This is a genomic window from Pseudomonas sp. N-137, from assembly GCF_034555295.1.
Classification (GTDB): domain Bacteria; phylum Pseudomonadota; class Gammaproteobacteria; order Pseudomonadales; family Pseudomonadaceae; genus Aquipseudomonas; species Aquipseudomonas rhizophila.
This window is the reverse complement of the sequence record NZ_JAXUDQ010000029.1, coordinates 91913-109118: the sequence shown is the minus strand read 5'-3', so window position 1 is coordinate 109118 and position 17206 is coordinate 91913. Positions and strand designations below refer to the sequence as shown.

Here is a 17206-nt window from a genome sequence, read left to right as displayed (position 1 = left end):
AGTCAGTTTTTGGTGCTTCAGTTCAGGGTGTCCACCTTGACCCGCAGAATCATGTCGTCCCGGCCTTGGGTCGAGTAGCTGCGGCTCAGCCCCTGTTTATCGGCCTGAGTCTGGCGATTGACCCCGGCCAGGGTGATCCATTCACCCAAGCGGCCGCTGACCGTTGTGTCGGTACTTTGAACGTTCACTACATCGGGACGTTCCTGGCTCATACGGTCACGGTTGGTACTGATGTTCAGATGAACGGTCTCGCCGGTGACGCTGGCCGTGACATAGAAGCCCTGGGTGACGTTGCGGTATTCGGTCTGGCTTTGCAGGCGGCCGTAGGTGTCGGTCTGGGTGCTGGTGAACGGCACGCTCTGGCCGACCTGAATCAGCGCCGGCTGGCCTTCGCTGGCTTGTACCTGCTGCACGCCGCCTTCGCGGCTGGCGGTGCTGCGGTTGATGATGCGGGTCTGGCTGGGAGCGGCGCCGTTGATCGAATAGCCCTGGTCGCCCTGCAAGTTGTTTTCGTTGGTGTCGACCGTGATCAGCAGGCGCTTGGGGGCGGTGTCCAGTTGGGCGAGAAATGCCTTGAGCTCCTCGATTTTACTGGGCTCGGCATTGACGATCAGTTGGTTGCCATAGGCGCTGACCTGGCCGTCCTTGCCGATGAAATTCTGCGCCACCGGCAACAGGTCGGCGCTGGTTCGGTAGTTCAGCGGGACGATTTCAGTAGCGGCCATCACCGACAGGCTGCAGCCGAGCAGCAGGGTGGCGAGCAGGGTGCGTAAGGACATGTCCATTTCTCCGCGAGACAAAGGCTTGATATTGCCAGTTTGTCGGCCTGGGGTGGGGCAAGTTGAATGTTAGACGGCAAAACGCCCCGGCATCGGTGGATGGCGGGGCGTTTTGTGGTGTTCTTCAGGGCCTCATCGCGAGCAAGCTCGCTCCCACATTGGAATAGTGATGTACACGAAACCTCTGTTCACCGCAGATCCCTGTGGGAGCGAGCTTGCTCGCGATGGCCGCGCCACAGGGTTTCAGGCTGAATGGCGAACCATGTCCACATGCGGAATCCCGGCTTCCAGGAACTCCTCGCTGACCACGGCAAAACCCAGTCGCTCGTAGAACGGCGTGGCATGCACCTGGGCGCTGAGCATCTGTTGCTTGAGCCCGAGCTTCTCGGCTTCGGCGATCACGGCGTGCATCAGTGCGTCACCCACCTTCAGGCCGCGCCAATCCTTGAGGACCGAGACGCGACCGATATGGCCGTCAGTCAACAGGCGCGCGGTGCCGATGGGGAAGTCGCCTTCAAACGCCAGAAAATGCACCGCGCTCTGGTCATCGGCATCCCATTCCAGTTCAGGCGGGACGGATTGCTCGGCAATGAACACAGTCTCACGAATGCGCCGGATCTCGGCGTTATCCTTTTGCCAGTCTGCGACACGAACGTGGATTTTATTCATCAGCGAACCCCAGGCTGCCTTGCTTGACCAGCTCGCAGATCAGGCCGCGACCGTCTTCGTCGGCCAGCCACGGGCCGAGGTTTTCGCTGTGCAGGGCATCGGCGGCGCAGATCATTTTCAGCAGGTCGCGCAGCTTGCCCGGCAGATAACGGCTCTGGCCGCTGGCAAACAGCAGCAGGTCATCATCGACTTCCGACCAGGCCAGGCGGGCGCTTGGGTTGCGGATGATCACTGCGCCCTGTTCCAGGCCGGCCAGCAGGTCGTCTTCTTCCAGTTCCGGGCCTACCACCAGCTCCGGGTAGCGCGGCTCGGTCATGAACTGGCCGAACCAGGTCAGCAGCAGGCGCTCGTCGCTCATGTGCTCGGCCAGCAGGCCCTTGAGGCGATCGAGGGCGTCGTGCTGGATCTGGTGCGGGTCGGCCACCGGGCGCGCATCGGCGTCGGTGTAGCGTTCTTCGTCCGGCAGGAACTGGCTGAGGAAGTCGGTGAAGTGGGTCAGCACTTCGGCGGCGCTCGGCGCGCGGAAGCCTACCGAGTAGGTCATGCAGTCATCCACGGCCACGCCGCAGTGCGCCAGGCGCGGCGGCAGGTAAAGCATGTCGCCCGGTTCCAGGGTCCACTCGTCGGTGGCTTCGAAGTCGGCGAGGATGCGCAGGTCGGCGTGTTGCAGCAGCGGGCTCTCGGAGTCGCACATCTGGCCGATTTTCCAGTTGCGCTGGCCATGGCCCTGCAGCAGGAACACATCGTAATTGTCGAAATGCGGGCCGACGCTGCCACCCGGGGCGGCGAAGCTGATCATCACATCGTCGATGCGCCAGCTCGGCAGGAAACGGAAGTTTTCCAGCAGTTCGCTGACTTCGGGTACGAACTGATCGACAGCCTGCACCAGCAGGGTCCACTCGCGCTCCGGCAATTTGCTGAATTCGTCTTCGGCAAACGGGCCGCGACGCAATTCCCAGGGACGTTCGCCGTGCTCGATGACCAAGCGCGATTCGACTTCTTCTTCCAGGGCCAGGCCGGCCAGTTCGTCGGCATCGATCGGGCTTTGGAAGTCTGGAATCGCCTGGCGGATCAGCAGTGGTTTTTTCTGCCAGTAGTCGCGCAGGAACTCCCGTGCCGTGATGCCGCCCAGGAGTTGCAGAGGAATATCAGGATTCATGTGTAACCTATTGAAAAAATATACTTTTCAGACGCGAATAAAAACGCCCGGCGCGGCCGGGCGTCTCAGGGCAAAACGGTGGATCAGATGCGCTTGGCTTGTGCCGCTGCGTTGCCGATGTAGTTGGCCGGCGTGAGCTTTTTCAGCTCGGCGCGGGCCTCGGCAGGCATGTCCAGGCCATCAATGAAAGTCTGCAACGCTTCAGGACTGATGCCCTTGCCACGGGTCAGTTCTTTGAGCTTTTCATACGGGTTTTCGATGTTGTAGCGACGCATCACGGTCTGGATCGGCTCGGCCAGGACTTCCCAGCAGGCGTCCAGGTCGGCGGCGATTTTCTGCTCGTTGAGTTCCAGCTTGCTGATGCCCTTGAGGCTAGCTTCATAGGCAATGACGCTGTGGGCAAAGCCCACGCCCAGGTTGCGCAGCACGGTGGAGTCGGTCAGGTCGCGCTGCCAGCGGGAGATCGGCAGTTTGCTCGCCAGGTGCTGGAACAGCGCGTTGGCGATGCCCAGGTTGCCTTCGGAGTTTTCGAAGTCGATCGGGTTGACCTTGTGCGGCATGGTCGAGGAACCGATTTCGCCGGCAATGGTGCGCTGCTTGAAATAACCCAGGGAGATGTAGCCCCAGATGTCACGGTCGAAGTCGATCAGGATGGTGTTGAAACGGGCGATCGCATCGAACAGCTCGGCGATGTAGTCGTGCGGCTCGATCTGGGTGGTGTACGGGTTGAAGCTCAGGCCCAGCTCGTCTTCGATGAAGGCGCGGGCGTTGGCTTCCCAGTCGATGTCCGGGTAGGCCGACAGGTGGGCGTTGTAGTTGCCCACGGCGCCGTTGATCTTGCCCAGCAGTGGCACGGCGGCGACCTGGGCGATCTGGCGCTCCAGGCGGTACACCACGTTCGCCAGTTCCTTGCCCAGGGTGGTCGGCGAAGCCGGTTGACCATGGGTGCGCGATAGCATCGGAACGTCGGCGAAGCGGATTGCCGACTCGCGGATGGCCTGGGCGGTCTGGCGCATCAGCGGCAGCATCACGTCATCACGGCCTTCGCGCAGCATCAGGGCGTGGGACAGGTTGTTGATGTCCTCGCTGGTGCAGGCAAAGTGGATGAATTCGCTGACGTTGGCCAGTTCCGGCAGCTTGGCCGCCTGCTCCTTGAGCAGGTATTCAATGGCTTTGACGTCGTGGTTGGTGGTGCGCTCGATCTCTTTGACGCGCTCGGCGTGCTCCAGCACAAAGTTTTCAGCCAGGGCGTTCAGCACCGCGTTGGCTTGCGCGGAAAACGCCGGGACTTCGGCAATGCCAGGGTGAGCGGCAAGGCGCTGGAGCCAGCGCACTTCAACCAGGACGCGAGCGCGGATCAGGCCGTACTCGCTGAAAATCGGGCGCAGGGCCTGGGTTTTGCCGGCGTAGCGGCCGTCAACAGGGGAAACCGCAGTGAGCGAAGAAAGCTGCATGGGGTGTTCTCGGACAGTCGGGCAACGAAATGGGGCGCGTATCATACATGAAAACAATCGCCGGTCCGTCGCCAACTGACCGGCGTATTACGCGTAACGGAACACTATTTACCACCTGTGGCGAGGGAGCTTGCTCCCGCTGGGGCGCGAAGCGGCCCTGAGTCCAGGCAGTCCGCTGGATCAGCCGGACTCAAAGGACTGCGTTGCAGTCCAGCGGGAGCAAGCTCCCTCGCCACAAAAAAAACGGGTTGAGGCGACTTATTCGTTGCGCATCAACGGGTAAAGCTCTTTCAGCAATTTGCGTCGGCTGATCACCAGTTGCCAGCGATGACCACCCAACTGCCGCCACAGCCGCGCCGAGCGAATTCCGGCCAGTAACAGGGCGCGGATCTTCGAGGCATTGCTCGGTTGTTGCAGATTGCGCATGTCGCCGTGTACCTGAATGCGCTGGCGCAAGGTGCTCAGGGTGTCCTGGTACAGCGCACCGCAAGCGGCGATGACGTTTTCGTGGGCGGGACCGAAGTGTTCAACCTGGGACTGAATCTGCGGCAGGCGATTGCCGATGGTATCCAGCAGGTCGTCGCGCTTGGCCAATTGCCGTTCCAGACCCAGCATCGACAGCGCGTAGCGCAGCGGCTCGCGTTGCAGAGTGCTGGGGTCGCGCTCCAGGGCACCGATCAGTGCGCGATAACCCTCGCGCAGGTTCAGGTCATCGCCGCCATAGACTTCAAGTGTGTCCTTGGGATCACGAATCAGCAGGCTGCCGAGCATGCAGCTCAGGCCCGCTTCGGTGGCCTGGCCGGTCTTGGCGATCCGATCCACCAGCACGGCGGCGAGAAACACCCCGCCCAATGCCGTCAGTTGCTCCTGGGTCGGACTCATGCCTTGCTGCTCCAGGGCTCTGCGACTTCGATCACGCCGCCGCCCAGGCAGATTTCCCCGTCGTAGAACACCACGGACTGGCCGGGTGTGACTGCTCGTTGTGGGTCATCGAACGTCGCGCGATAGCCCGTGGCGGTTTTTTCCAGCATGCAGGGCTGATCACTCTGGCGGTAGCGAACCTTGGCCGTCAGACGGCGCGGTTGGCTGAGGTCGATCGGGTTGACCCAATAGATGTCGGAGGCGAGCAGGGCGCGGGAGAACAACCACGGATGGTCGTTGCCCTGGCCGACGATCAGCTCGTTGTGCTCCAGGTCCTTGACCAGCACGTACCACGGCTCTTCACCGGCGTCTTTCAGGCCGCCGATGCCCAGGCCCTGGCGCTGGCCGATGGTGTGGTACATCAGGCCATGGTGGCGGCCGATGACGTCGCCTTCGGTGGTCTTGATTTCGCCTGGCTGGGCCGGCAGGTACTGCTTGAGAAAGTCGCTGAAACGCCTTTCACCAATAAAGCAGATGCCGGTGGAATCTTTCTTCTTGGCGGTGGCCAGGGCGTGTTTTTCGGCGATCGCGCGCACTTGCGGCTTTTCCAGCTCGCCCACCGGGAACAGGGTCTTGGCGATCTGCTCGCCGCCGACGGCGTGCAGGAAGTAGCTCTGGTCCTTGTTCGGGTCCAGGCCCTTGAGCAGTTCGGTACGGCCGTCGATGTCGCGGCGGCGCACATAGTGACCGGTAGCGATCAGGTCAGCGCCGAGCATCATGGCGTAGTCGAGGAACGCCTTGAACTTGATTTCCCGGTTGCAGAGGATGTCCGGGTTCGGCGTACGACCGGCCTTGTATTCGGCCAGGAAGTGCTCGAACACGTTGTCCCAGTACTCGGCGGCGAAGTTGGCGGTGTGCAGCTTGATGTCGATCCTGTCGCAGACGGCCTGGGCGTCCGCCAGGTCGTCCATGGCGGTGCAGTATTCGGTTCCGTCGTCTTCTTCCCAGTTCTTCATGAACAGGCCTTCCACCTCATAACCCTGCTCGATCAGCAGAAGGGCGGAAACGGAAGAGTCCACGCCGCCGGACATGCCGACAATGACGCGCTTGTTGGTGGTGTCAGAAGGGGCTGGATCACGCATAGCAGTTCAATGAGTGTCTTGAAAAAGGACGCGATTCTATCAGGCCCGGACGCGCAAGGCTAAAGAGAAGGACGGATCAGCGTCAGACTGTGGCGATGACCGGCCAGATAATCGTCGATGCAGCGGATGATCAGCTCGCTGCGCCAGTGGTCACGCTGTTCGAGCAACTCGTTGCGGGTCAGCCACTTGGCGCCCAGGATGCCATCATCCAGTGGATAGTCCGGGCGGTGGTTCAAGGCCTTGGCGGCGAAACAGACCCGTTGGTAGGTCACGCCATTGCTGGGGGCGGTGTACAGGTAAATGCCCACCACGCTGGTAGGTTCGACGTCCCAGCCGGTTTCTTCCAGGGTTTCGCGCACGGCGGCTTCGATCAGGGTTTCGTTCGGGTCCAGGTGGCCTGCAGGCTGGTTGAGCACCGCTCGTCCGCCCTTGGATTCTTCCACCATCAGGAAACGGCCGTTGTCTTCGACGATGGTGGCGACGGTGATGTGGGGGTTCCAGTCCATGGGGTTTCCTCTATTTCTCAGATTGGAATACGGGCCACTGTGGGAGCGAGCTTGCTCGCGATAGCGGTGGGTCAGTCAATATCAATGTTGAATGTTATATCGCTATCGCGAGCAAGCTCGCTCCCACAGGGGAATACTGTGTTGTCAGGGGAATATGGTGTGTCTGGAAACACAAACCCCGGCACCAGGGCCGGGGTTTGTGGTGTTCCTTTACAACCTTACACCAGCGCAGCAATCGCCGCGTTGAAGGTGTTGCTTGGGCGCATGGCCTTGCTGGTCAGCTCCGGGTTGGCGAAGTAGTAACCGCCGATGTCCACCGGTTTGCCTTGGACGGCATTGAGCTCGGCAACGATTTTTTCTTCGTTGTCGGTCAGTGTCTTGGCCAGGGCAGTGAACTGGGCCTTGAGGGCTGCGTCGTCGTTTTGCGCGGCCAATGCCTGGGCCCAGAACAGGGTCAGGTAGAAGTGGCTGCCGCGGTTGTCGATGCCGCCGACCTTGCGCGAAGGCGACTTGTTGCGGTCCAGGAACTCACCGGTGGCCTGGTCCAGGGTCTTGGCCAGCACCAGGGCTTTAGGGTTGTTGTAGGTCACGCCCAGGTGTTCAAGGGACGCGGCCAAGGCCAGGAACTCGCCCAGGGAATCCCAGCGCAGGAAGTTTTCTTCCAGCAACTGCTGAACGTGCTTGGGTGCCGAACCGCCGGCGCCGGTTTCGAACAGGCCACCGCCGTTCATCAGCGGCACGATCGACAGCATCTTGGCGCTGGTGCCCAGTTCCATGATCGGGAACAGGTCGGTCAGGTAGTCGCGCAGCACGTTGCCGGTCACCGAAATGGTGTCCTTGCCTTCGCGGGTACGGGCCAGGGTGAATTTCATCGCGTCGACCGGCGACATGATGCGGATGTCCAGGCCGGCAGTGTCGTGGTTCTTCAGGTAGGCCTGGACTTTCTCGATCACCACGCCGTCATGGGCGCGCATCGGGTCCAGCCAGAAAATCGCCGGGGTGCTGCTGGCGCGGGCACGGTTGACGGCCAGCTTGACCCAATCCTGGATCGGCGCGTCCTTGGTCTGGCACATGCGGAAGATATCGCCCGCCTCGACGTTCTGCTCCAGCAGGGTGCGACCGGTGTTGTCCGAAACACGGACCACGCCGTCGGCCTTGATCTGGAAGGTCTTGTCGTGGGAACCGTATTCTTCGGCTTTCTTGGCCATCAGGCCGACGTTCGGCACGCTGCCCATGGTGGTCGGATCGAAAGCGCCGTGTTGCTTGCAGTCTTCGATCACCGCCTGGTAGATGGTGGCGTAGCAGCGATCCGGGATCACGGCCTTGGTGTCGTGCAACTGGCCGTCGGTGCCCCACATCTTGCCGGAGTCACGGATCATGGCCGGCATCGAGGCGTCGACGATGACGTCGCTCGGTACGTGCAGGTTGGTGATGCCTTTATCGGAGTTGACCATCGCCAGGGATGGGCGCGCCGCGTAGACCGCCTGGATGTCGGCTTCGATCTGCGCCTGCTGCTCGGCCGGCAAGGCCTTGATGCGGGCGTACAGGTCGCCGATGCCGTTGTTCAGGTTGAAGCCGATCTGCTCCAGCACTTGTGCGTGCTTGGCCAGGGCGTCTTTGTAGAACTCGGCGACGATCTGACCGAACATGATCGGGTCGGAGACCTTCATCATGGTGGCCTTGAGGTGGACCGACAGCAGGACGCCTTTTTGCTTGGCGTCTTCGATTTCAGCGGCGATGAAGTCGCGCAGGGCGTTCTTGCTCATCACGGCGCAGTCGAGGATCTCACCGGCTTGTACGGTGGTTTTTTCTTTCAGGACAGTGGCAGTGCCGTCCTGAGCGATCAGCTCGATTTTCACGCTGCCGGCGGCGTCGATCAGGGCGGCTTTTTCGCTGCCGTAGAAATCACCGGTGCTCATGTGGGCCACATGAGACTTGGAGTCGGCTGCCCAGGCGCCCATTTTGTGCGGGTGCTTGCGCGCGTAGTTCTTGACCGACAGCGGTGCGCGGCGGTCGGAGTTGCCTTCACGCAGGACCGGGTTCACGGCGCTGCCCTTGACCTTGTCGTAGCGGGCGCGTGCGTCTTTCTCGGCGTCGCTGGTCACAGTTTCCGGGTAGTCCGGCAGTGCATAGCCCTGGGCCTGCAATTCCTTGATCGCGGCCTGCAGTTGCGGCACCGAGGCGCTGATGTTCGGCAGCTTGATGATGTTAGCTTCAGGCGTCACGGCCAGGTCGCCCAGTTCGGCGAGGTGGTCGGCGACGGCTTTGTCACCCAGTTGCTCGGGGAAGCTGGCCAGGATGCGCCCTGCAAGGGAGATATCGCGGGTTTCCACGGCGATGTCGGCCGAGGCGGTAAAGGCTTCGACGATCGGCAGCAGCGAATAGGTGGCGAGGGCGGGAGCTTCGTCGGTGAAGGTGTAGATGATCTTCGAGCGGGTGGGCATATTCGGATTAACTCTCTTCTTTGCTAAAGCATGCGCAGAAACTCGAGGGGCGCCGGGTAAGCGCGTTCGTTCAAAGTCATCCGTGAGTCGAATGTCGAGGTTTCTTCGCGGTGATGTTGGGTGCATCAGTCGAGCGTCAAGCGGTCGGGCCGCGGTAACGGTCCGGCTTTCAACGGGCCGAAAGTCTTGTGATAGAGCCATCAGCCGTCGTGACCCTGTGGTCAGCGGCGGCATTATACATAGGTAGCTGGCGATCTGCCGATGGTTCATATACTTGCGTACTCGTCCATTGGTCTAAACGTCGCAGTGCTAGAGGAGCAGGCTATGCTCACGTTTGGCGCTTTTCCCTTGTTTTTCAGGGTTGTACACCGCGAACTGCAACGCTTTTCCCCGGATGAGCCTAACGTAGGGTTTGCGCGCCGATACAACTGGGGTACGCTCGAACGCAGCCAGATGTTCAATCCAAGCAATGGAGTTCAGCATGGGGTATCAAAAGATTCAGGTTCCAGCCGTCGGTGACAAAATCACCGTCAATGCAGACCATTCTCTTAATGTTCCCGACAACCCGATCATCCCCTTCATTGAAGGCGACGGCATTGGCGTCGATATCAGCCCGGTCATGATCAAGGTGGTGGACGCTGCGGTTCAGAAGGCCTATGGCGGCAAGCGCAAGATTTCCTGGATGGAAGTCTACGCCGGTGAGAAAGCAACTCAGGTTTACGACCAGGACACCTGGCTGCCCCAGGAAACCCTGGACGCGGTCAAAGACTACGTGGTTTCCATCAAGGGCCCGCTGACCACGCCGGTCGGTGGTGGTATTCGCTCGCTGAACGTCGCCCTGCGCCAGCAGCTCGATTTGTATGTATGCCTGCGTCCGGTGCGCTGGTTCGAAGGCGTGCCAAGCCCGGTCAAGAAGCCTGGCGACGTGGACATGACGATCTTCCGTGAGAACTCCGAAGACATCTACGCCGGTATCGAGTGGAAAGCCGGTTCGCCCGAAGCCACCAAGGTCATCAAGTTCCTGAAAGAAGAAATGGGCGTTACCAAGATCCGTTTCGACGAGAATTGCGGCATCGGCGTCAAGCCGGTTTCCAAGCAGGGCACTCAGCGTCTGGCCCGCAAGGCCTTGCAATATGTAGTGGATAACGATCGCGATTCGCTGACCATCGTGCATAAAGGCAACATCATGAAGTTCACCGAAGGTGCCTTCAAGGAGTGGGCCTACGAAGTGGCGGCCGAGGAATTCGGCGCGACCCTGCTCGACGGTGGGCCTTGGATGCAGTTCAAGAACCCGAGAACCGGCAAGAACGTCATCGTCAAGGACGCTATCGCCGATGCCATGCTCCAGCAAATCCTGCTGCGCCCGGCCGAATACGATGTGATCGCGACCCTGAACCTCAACGGCGACTACCTCTCCGACGCCCTGGCGGCGGAAGTGGGGGGCATTGGTATTGCGCCGGGCGCCAACCTGTCCGACACCGTGGCGATGTTCGAAGCCACCCACGGCACGGCACCCAAGTATGCCGGCAAGGACCAGGTCAACCCGGGTTCGCTGATCCTGTCGGCGGAAATGATGCTGCGGCACATGGGGTGGACCGAAGCGGCCGACCTGATCATCAAGGGCACCAACGGCGCGATTTCCGCCAAGACCGTGACCTATGACTTCGAGCGCCTGATGGACGGCGCCACGCTGTTGTCTTCCTCGGCCTTCGGTGATGCACTGATCTCGCACATGTAAGCGGATCGGCAGTCAGCAAAACAATGCCCGGCTCGAGTGATCGAGTCGGGCATTGTTGTTGTCAGGGGAGGCTTGTGCCGATCAATGGGCTTCAGTGGTCATGGCATTGACGGGGGTAGCGCAAGAGGTATCTTCGACGGTGTCGGGTGCAATATTGACCGCGTGCAGGCCCTTGGGCCCCTGGATGACTTCGAACGTGACGCGTTGTCCGGCTCTCAGGGTTTTATAGCCATCCATCTGAATCGCCGAGTAATGGGCGAAAAGGTCTTCATCCCTGCCGTTTGCGATAATGAAACCGTAGCCCTTGGCATTGTTGAACCATTTGACTTTGCCACTCATCTTGACGACCGACATAGGCCATATCCCTCTGCAACACACTCCGTCAGTGGAGTATCATCCAATCCATCCGCAGGCTAATCTTGGAAAACAGGATCGATTCCACGGACCTTTTTAACCCACGATGGGCTCTATTGGTTGTAACACCGTTTTCCCGATAGTCAAGGTGACCCGGCGAACGTGGTTGAAATCGCCTACAAGCGCCCCCATCACTGTATTTGCCAACTAAACGAACCTTTCTTTCCATGCATGCAATCAGCCAGATTCGACTAACATTCAATCAGGATCGCCCGGATCTACATGACGACGATTCCGCAGGCATTGCTGTTCAGGAAGCAAAGCCTGCATTACAGGCGCCACCGATGTACAAGGTGGTTTTGTTCAACGATGACTACACACCGATGGATTTCGTCGTCGAAGTGCTCGAGGTGTTTTTTAACCTGAATCGCGAGCTGGCGACCAAGGTCATGCTGGCCGTCCATACAGAGGGACGGGCAGTATGTGGAGTGTTTACCCGCGACATCGCCGAGACGAAGGCCATGCAGGTCAACCAGTACGCCCGGGAAAGCCAGCATCCGCTACTCTGTGAAATCGAGAAGGACGGTTAACGCCGACCACTTGGGTATGAGGTGAAGCTATGTTAAACCGCGAGCTCGAAGTCACCCTCAATCTTGCCTTCAAGGAGGCTCGTTCGAAGCGTCATGAATTCATGACCGTCGAGCACCTGCTGCTGGCCCTATTGGATAACGAGGCTGCCGCCACCGTTTTGCGTGCCTGCGGCGCAAACCTCGATAAACTCAAGCATGATTTGCAGGAGTTCATCGACTCCACCACGCCATTGATCCCCGTTCATGACGAGGATCGCGAAACCCAGCCAACCCTGGGCTTCCAGCGTGTCCTGCAGCGTGCTGTCTTTCATGTACAGAGCTCGGGTAAGCGTGAAGTGACCGGCGCCAACGTGCTGGTCGCCATCTTCAGCGAACAGGAAAGCCAGGCGGTTTTCCTGCTCAAGCAGCAGAGTGTTGCGCGCATCGATGTCGTCAATTACATCGCCCATGGCATTTCCAAGGTACCTGGGCACGGCGATCACTCCGAAGGTGAACAGGATATGCAGGATGACGAGGGCGGTGAGTCTTCTTCTTCGGGCAATCCGCTGGACGCCTACGCCAGCAATCTGAATGAACTGGCGCGCCAGGGGCGTATCGATCCACTGGTCGGACGTGAGGCGGAAGTCGAGCGGGTCGCGCAGATCCTGGCCCGACGCCGCAAGAACAACCCGCTGCTGGTGGGCGAGGCGGGCGTGGGCAAGACTGCGATCGCCGAAGGCCTGGCCAAGCGCATCGTCGATAACCAGGTGCCGGACCTGCTCGCCAACAGTGTGGTGTATTCCCTCGATCTGGGGGCCTTGCTGGCGGGCACCAAGTACCGCGGTGATTTCGAGAAGCGCTTCAAGGCATTGCTGGGCGAGCTGAAAAAGCGTCCGCAGGCGATCCTGTTCATCGACGAAATCCACACCATCATTGGTGCCGGTGCCGCGTCCGGTGGCGTCATGGATGCCTCGAACCTGCTCAAGCCGCTGCTGTCTTCGGGTGATATCCGTTGCATCGGTTCGACCACGTTCCAGGAATTTCGCGGGATCTTCGAAAAAGACCGTGCCCTGGCCCGGCGTTTCCAGAAAGTCGATGTGTCGGAGCCTTCGGTGGAAGACACCATCGGTATCCTGCGTGGGCTGAAGGGGCGTTTCGAACTGCACCACAATATCGAATACAGCGATGAAGCCCTGCGCGCCGCTGCTGAGCTGGCCTCGCGCTATATCAATGACCGGCATATGCCGGACAAGGCCATTGATGTTATCGACGAGGCGGGTGCCTATCAGCGGCTTCAGCCAGTGGAGAAGCGCGTCAAGCGCATCGAAGTGCCACAGGTCGAAGACATCGTGGCGAAAATCGCGCGGATTCCGCCCAAGCACGTCACCAGTTCCGACAAGGAGCTGCTGCGTAATCTGGAGCGTGACCTGAAGCTGACCGTGTTCGGTCAGGATGCAGCCATCGATTCGCTGTCCACCGCCATCAAGTTGTCTCGCGCCGGACTCAAGTCGCCGGACAAACCAGTGGGTTCTTTCCTGTTCGCAGGTCCCACCGGTGTCGGCAAGACCGAGGCCGCACGGCAATTGGCCAAGGCGATGGGGATCGAGCTGGTTCGCTTCGACATGTCCGAGTACATGGAGCGTCACACCGTATCGCGTCTGATTGGTGCGCCTCCGGGATATGTCGGTTTCGACCAGGGCGGCCTGCTGACCGAGGCCATCACCAAGCAGCCGCATTGCGTGCTCTTGCTCGATGAAATCGAGAAGGCGCATCCGGAAGTCTTCAACCTGCTCCTGCAGGTCATGGATCACGGTACGCTGACCGACAACAACGGGCGCAAGGCGGATTTCCGCAATGTGATCATCATCATGACCACCAACGCCGGCGCCGAAACCGCGGCTCGCGCTTCGATCGGTTTCACCCATCAGGACCATTCGTCCGATGCGATGGAAGTGATCAAGAAGAGCTTCACGCCTGAATTCCGCAACCGCTTGGACACCATTATCCAGTTTGGTCGCCTCAGCCATGAGGTCATCAAGAGTGTGGTGGACAAGTTCCTTACCGAACTTCAGGCGCAGCTCGAAGACAAGCGTGTGCTGCTGGAAGTCACCGATGCGGCCCGCAGTTGGCTGGCGGCCGGTGGTTACGATGTGACGATGGGGGCACGGCCGATGGCTCGCCTGATCCAGGACAAGATCAAGCGTCCACTGGCGGAGGAGATCCTCTTTGGCGAACTGGCCGAACATGGCGGTGTGGTCCACATCGACATCAAGGATGGCGAGCTGACCTTCGACTTCGAAACCACGGCTGAAATGGCCTGATCGTTACACGCAGGAAAAGCAAAAGGCGCCGAAAGGCGCCTTTTTGCTATTCCGAACTCACATCAATCCTTGTGGGAGCGAGCTTGCTCGCGATGGCGGCGGTACATTCGGCATTGGGGCAAGCTGGCCCACAGCTATCGCGAGCAAGCTCGCTCCCACAGGGTTTTGTGTGCTCATGGAGAGAGGGGCAAATCCCAGACAAACAAAAACGCCCGGCATCAGCCGGGCGTTTTGTATTGACTTGTTAGCGAGCGCGGTAAGTGATGCGCCCTTTGCTCAAGTCATAGGGCGTCAGCTCGACGCGCACTTTGTCACCGGTAAGAATACGAATGTAGTTCTTGCGCATCTTGCCGGAGATGTGCGCGGTTACGACGTGCCCATTTTCCAACTCCACACGAAACATGGTGTTGGGCAGGGTGTCGACGACAGTGCCTTCCATTTCGAAGCTGTCTTCTTTCGACATGCAGTAAAGCCCTCGGTATCCAGTGAATGGCCCGGTGCAACTGCGCCAGGCAAAAGCGGCGTGCATTGTGCCCGAAAAAGGGGGTTTAAGCCAAGGGGTTCTAACTGAGGACGACCCATCTCTGGTTAATCAGCAATTCGATGGGGCGATATTGGGTCTTGTAATTCATTTTTTTGCAGTTTTTGATCCAGTAGCCCAAGTACACCGCTTCCAGCCCGAGGCGCCGGGCTTCGTTGATCTGCCAGAGGATGGCAAAACGCCCCAGACTGCGCCGTTCTTCGTCGGGCTCATAGAAGGTGTACACCGCCGAAAGCCCGTTGGGCAGCAGGTCTGTGACGGCGATTGCCACCAGTCGCCCTTCGAGGCGGAACTCATAGAAGCGGGAAAAGGGCAGGTCGCGGACCAGAAAGGTCGAAAACTGATCACGACTGGGCGGGTACATGTCGCCGTCGGCGTGGCGCTGCTCTATGTAGCGCTGGTACAGATCGAAATACTCCTCGCTGAACTGCGGCTTGGCTGGCCGGACCTGCAGGTCGGCGTTGCGCTTGAAAATCCGCTTCTGCTGGCGATTGGGTACAAACTGAGCCACGGGGATGCGCGCCGGAACGCACGCATTGCAATGTTGGCAATGGGGCCGGTAGAGATGATCGCCGCTGCGACGGAAGCCCATCTCCGACAGATCTGCGTAGACATGCACATCCATGGGCTGGCTAGGGTCGAGGAACAGAGTCGTGGCCTGCTCCTCGGGCAGGTAACTGCAAGAGTGGGGTTGAGTGGCATAGAACTTCAAGCGCGCCAACTCGGTCATGATCAACCCTCGGGAGTAAGCTTTGGATTAAGTGTAAGCCAGGAGCGCCATTGTCGCTCAGCAAACCCAGGTTGCGTGGTTGGGCTGGTCCAGATGCGCCTTGAGGTAGCCGGCAAACTCAGCCCTTGGGATCGACCGGGCGCCGAGGCTGTGCAGGTGTTCGGTGGGCATTTGGCAGTCGATCAGCACGAAACCGGCCGCTTTGAGATGTTGGACCAGGGTGGCGAAGCCGAATTTCGAGGCGTTATCGGCCCGACTGAACATGGACTCGCCAAAAAACAGCTGCCCCATGGCCAGGCCATACAGGCCGCCCACCAATATACCCTGGTCCCATACCTCCACTGAATGGGCGAAACCGCGTCGATGCAGCTCCAGATAGGCGGTTTGCATGGCCTCGGTGATCCAGGTGCCGTCAGCATAGTCCCGGGGCGCGGCGCAGGCCTCGATGACAGCGGCAAAGTCCTTGTCGAACGTCACGGCATAGCGTTGCTTGCGCAGGAGCTTGCCCAGGCTGCGCGATACATGCAGTTCGTCGGGAAACAATACGGTGCGTGGATCCGGTGACCACCACAAGATCGGCTGGCCTTCGGAGAACCACGGGAAACAGCCGTGGCGATAGGCCCGGATCAGCCGATCGGCGGACAGGTCGCCACCGGCGGCCAGCAAGCCATTGGGGTCGCTCAGGGCTTTGGCCAGTGGCGGAAAATCGAACGTGTTGCGTTGTAGCCAAGTCAGCATGGTCATCCGGGCTTGCAGAAGGGGAGGGCGGGTCTTGTGCGCAGACAAGAGGCCGCCTAAAGGTTAACCGTCAAACCACCGGAATGTCATCGAGATACTTCTCGGCGTCGAGTGCGGCCATGCAACCGGCGCCGGCCGATGTAATGGCCTGTCGATACACGTGATCGGCCACGTCGCCGGCGGCGAACACGCCTTCGATATCGGTTGCAGTGGCATTGCCCTCGCTGCCGCCGCGGACGATCAGGTAGCCGTCGCGCATTGTCAGTTGGCCCTGGAACAACTCGGTGTTGGGTTGATGGCCGATAGCGATAAACACGCCGGCCAGGGACAAGGTGCTGGTCTGGCCGGTCTCACTTTGGCGCAGACGCGCGCCGGTGACGCCGCTGGCGTCACCCAGCACTTCATCCAGATTCTGCTTCCAGTGCAGTTTCACATTGCCGTGGCGGGCTTTTTCGAACAGCTTGTCCTGCAGTATTTTCTCTGCGCGCAGTTTGTCCCGGCGGTGAATCAGGTGTACCTCGCGGGCGATGTTGGACAGGTACAAAGCCTCCTCAACCGCCGTATTGCCACCACCGACCACCGCCACTACCTGATTGCGGTAAAAGAATCCGTCGCAGGTTGCACAGGCGGAAACGCCCCTGCCGGCGAAGGTCTGCTCCGAGGCCAGGCCCAGGTATTGGGCTGAAGCGCCAGTGGCGATAATCAGCGCGTCGCAGGTGTAGGTGCCGCTGTCGCCGATGAGTTCGAAAGGGCGCTGTTGCAACTTGGCGGTGTGGATATGGTCGTAGACGATCTGCGTGTCGAAGCGCTCGGCGTGGCGTTGCATGCGTTCCATCAGCACCGGACCGGTCAAGTCCGTGACATCGCCGGGCCAGTTGTCGACTTCGACGGTGGTAGTGAGCTGGCCACCGGCCTGCAGGCCAGTAATGACAACGGGTTTGAGGTTGGCACGGGCGGCATAGACAGCGGCGCTGTATCCCGCAGGGCCGGAACCGAGAATGATCAGGCGTGAATGCTTCACTTCGCTCATAAAAACACCTCATAAGCCTTTGTCACGAAAGAGAATGCATGCTCCAATTGACGCCAACACAGCTGGTTTTTGGCTATGCTGTAGCCCATCGTGCGGGCAATGCCTTGGGGCTGACAAACCCGTACAATGCTTGAGTTTTGAACGCAGGAGAGGCAAAAGATCAAAATCTTC

At 59.9% G+C, this 17206-nt stretch carries 16 protein-coding genes; 3 read left to right on the top strand and 13 right to left on the bottom strand.

What is annotated here, in order from left to right:
• Positions 1–17 precede the first annotated feature (17 nt).
• The 8 genes from T3A99_RS20305 to T3A99_RS20270 all read right to left on the bottom strand — a co-directional run bounded on the left by T3A99_RS20305 (position 18) and on the right by T3A99_RS20270 (position 9014).
• The gene (locus T3A99_RS20305; RefSeq protein WP_047227731.1) at positions 18–779 is read right to left on the bottom strand and encodes a secretin N-terminal domain-containing protein; all 762 of its coding nucleotides are present in this window, start codon (positions 777–779) and stop codon (positions 18–20) included.
• Between the two features lie 243 nt (positions 780–1022).
• Positions 1023–1448, bottom strand: a complete 426-nt coding sequence (locus tag T3A99_RS20300; protein WP_322834737.1) for a GNAT family N-acetyltransferase — start codon at positions 1446–1448, stop codon at positions 1023–1025.
• Positions 1441–2607 (bottom strand): cupin domain-containing protein, encoded by a 1167-nt coding sequence (locus T3A99_RS20295; RefSeq protein ID WP_047227729.1) that lies wholly within the window; start codon positions 2605–2607, stop codon positions 1441–1443. Before T3A99_RS20295 ends, T3A99_RS20300 begins: the two co-directional genes overlap by 8 nt.
• 83 nt (positions 2608–2690) lie before the next feature.
• The gene (purB, locus tag T3A99_RS20290; protein WP_322834736.1) at positions 2691–4061 is read right to left on the bottom strand and encodes an adenylosuccinate lyase; all 1371 of its coding nucleotides are present in this window, start codon (positions 4059–4061) and stop codon (positions 2691–2693) included.
• A gap of 258 nt (positions 4062–4319) precedes the next feature.
• On the bottom strand, positions 4320–4943 hold the full coding sequence (gene hflD, locus T3A99_RS20285) for a high frequency lysogenization protein HflD (protein ID WP_047227727.1): 624 nt from the start codon (positions 4941–4943) through the stop codon (positions 4320–4322).
• Positions 4940–6064, bottom strand: a complete 1125-nt coding sequence (mnmA, locus tag T3A99_RS20280) for a tRNA 2-thiouridine(34) synthase MnmA (RefSeq protein WP_322834735.1) — start codon at positions 6062–6064, stop codon at positions 4940–4942. Before mnmA ends, hflD begins: the two co-directional genes overlap by 4 nt.
• Positions 6065–6123: 59 nt before the next feature.
• The gene (locus T3A99_RS20275; RefSeq protein ID WP_139050646.1) at positions 6124–6570 is read right to left on the bottom strand and encodes an NUDIX hydrolase; all 447 of its coding nucleotides are present in this window, start codon (positions 6568–6570) and stop codon (positions 6124–6126) included.
• A gap of 218 nt (positions 6571–6788) precedes the next feature.
• Positions 6789–9014 (bottom strand): NADP-dependent isocitrate dehydrogenase, encoded by a 2226-nt coding sequence (locus T3A99_RS20270; protein ID WP_047227724.1) that lies wholly within the window; start codon positions 9012–9014, stop codon positions 6789–6791.
• Between the two features lie 481 nt (positions 9015–9495).
• Between T3A99_RS20270 and icd the strand changes: the two genes are divergently transcribed.
• Positions 9496–10752 (top strand): NADP-dependent isocitrate dehydrogenase, encoded by a 1257-nt coding sequence (gene icd, locus T3A99_RS20265; protein WP_047227723.1) that lies wholly within the window; start codon positions 9496–9498, stop codon positions 10750–10752.
• A gap of 81 nt (positions 10753–10833) precedes the next feature.
• Here icd and cspD read toward each other — a convergent pair whose 3' ends face one another.
• The gene (cspD, locus tag T3A99_RS20260; RefSeq protein ID WP_047227722.1) at positions 10834–11106 is read right to left on the bottom strand and encodes a cold shock domain-containing protein CspD; all 273 of its coding nucleotides are present in this window, start codon (positions 11104–11106) and stop codon (positions 10834–10836) included.
• A gap of 227 nt (positions 11107–11333) precedes the next feature.
• On the opposite strand from cspD, the gene clpS reads away from it, so the two are divergent.
• Positions 11334–11696, top strand: a complete 363-nt coding sequence (gene clpS, locus T3A99_RS20255) for an ATP-dependent Clp protease adapter ClpS (RefSeq protein WP_015094394.1) — start codon at positions 11334–11336, stop codon at positions 11694–11696.
• A gap of 29 nt (positions 11697–11725) precedes the next feature.
• A complete protein-coding gene (gene clpA / locus T3A99_RS20250; protein ID WP_047227721.1) occupies positions 11726–13996 on the top strand; it encodes an ATP-dependent Clp protease ATP-binding subunit ClpA in 2271 nt (756 codons plus the stop codon).
• A 244-nt stretch (positions 13997–14240) separates the two neighbouring features.
• On the opposite strand, the gene infA is transcribed toward clpA, so the two are convergent.
• The 4 genes from infA to trxB all read right to left on the bottom strand — a co-directional run bounded on the left by infA (position 14241) and on the right by trxB (position 17035).
• Positions 14241–14459 carry a translation initiation factor IF-1 gene (infA, locus tag T3A99_RS20245; RefSeq protein WP_002553999.1) on the bottom strand — a complete coding sequence of 73 codons (219 nt, stop codon included), beginning with the start codon at positions 14457–14459 and terminating at the stop codon, positions 14241–14243.
• A gap of 100 nt (positions 14460–14559) precedes the next feature.
• On the bottom strand, positions 14560–15267 hold the full coding sequence (locus T3A99_RS20240; RefSeq protein ID WP_047227720.1) for an arginyltransferase: 708 nt from the start codon (positions 15265–15267) through the stop codon (positions 14560–14562).
• A 57-nt stretch (positions 15268–15324) separates the two neighbouring features.
• A complete protein-coding gene (aat, locus tag T3A99_RS20235) occupies positions 15325–16005 on the bottom strand; it encodes a leucyl/phenylalanyl-tRNA--protein transferase (RefSeq protein ID WP_047227754.1) in 681 nt (226 codons plus the stop codon).
• 70 nt (positions 16006–16075) lie between these two features.
• Positions 16076–17035: a thioredoxin-disulfide reductase gene (gene trxB, locus T3A99_RS20230; RefSeq protein ID WP_107322300.1), complete on the bottom strand. Its 960-nt coding sequence runs from the start codon at positions 17033–17035 to the stop codon at positions 16076–16078.
• Positions 17036–17206 lie beyond the last annotated feature (171 nt).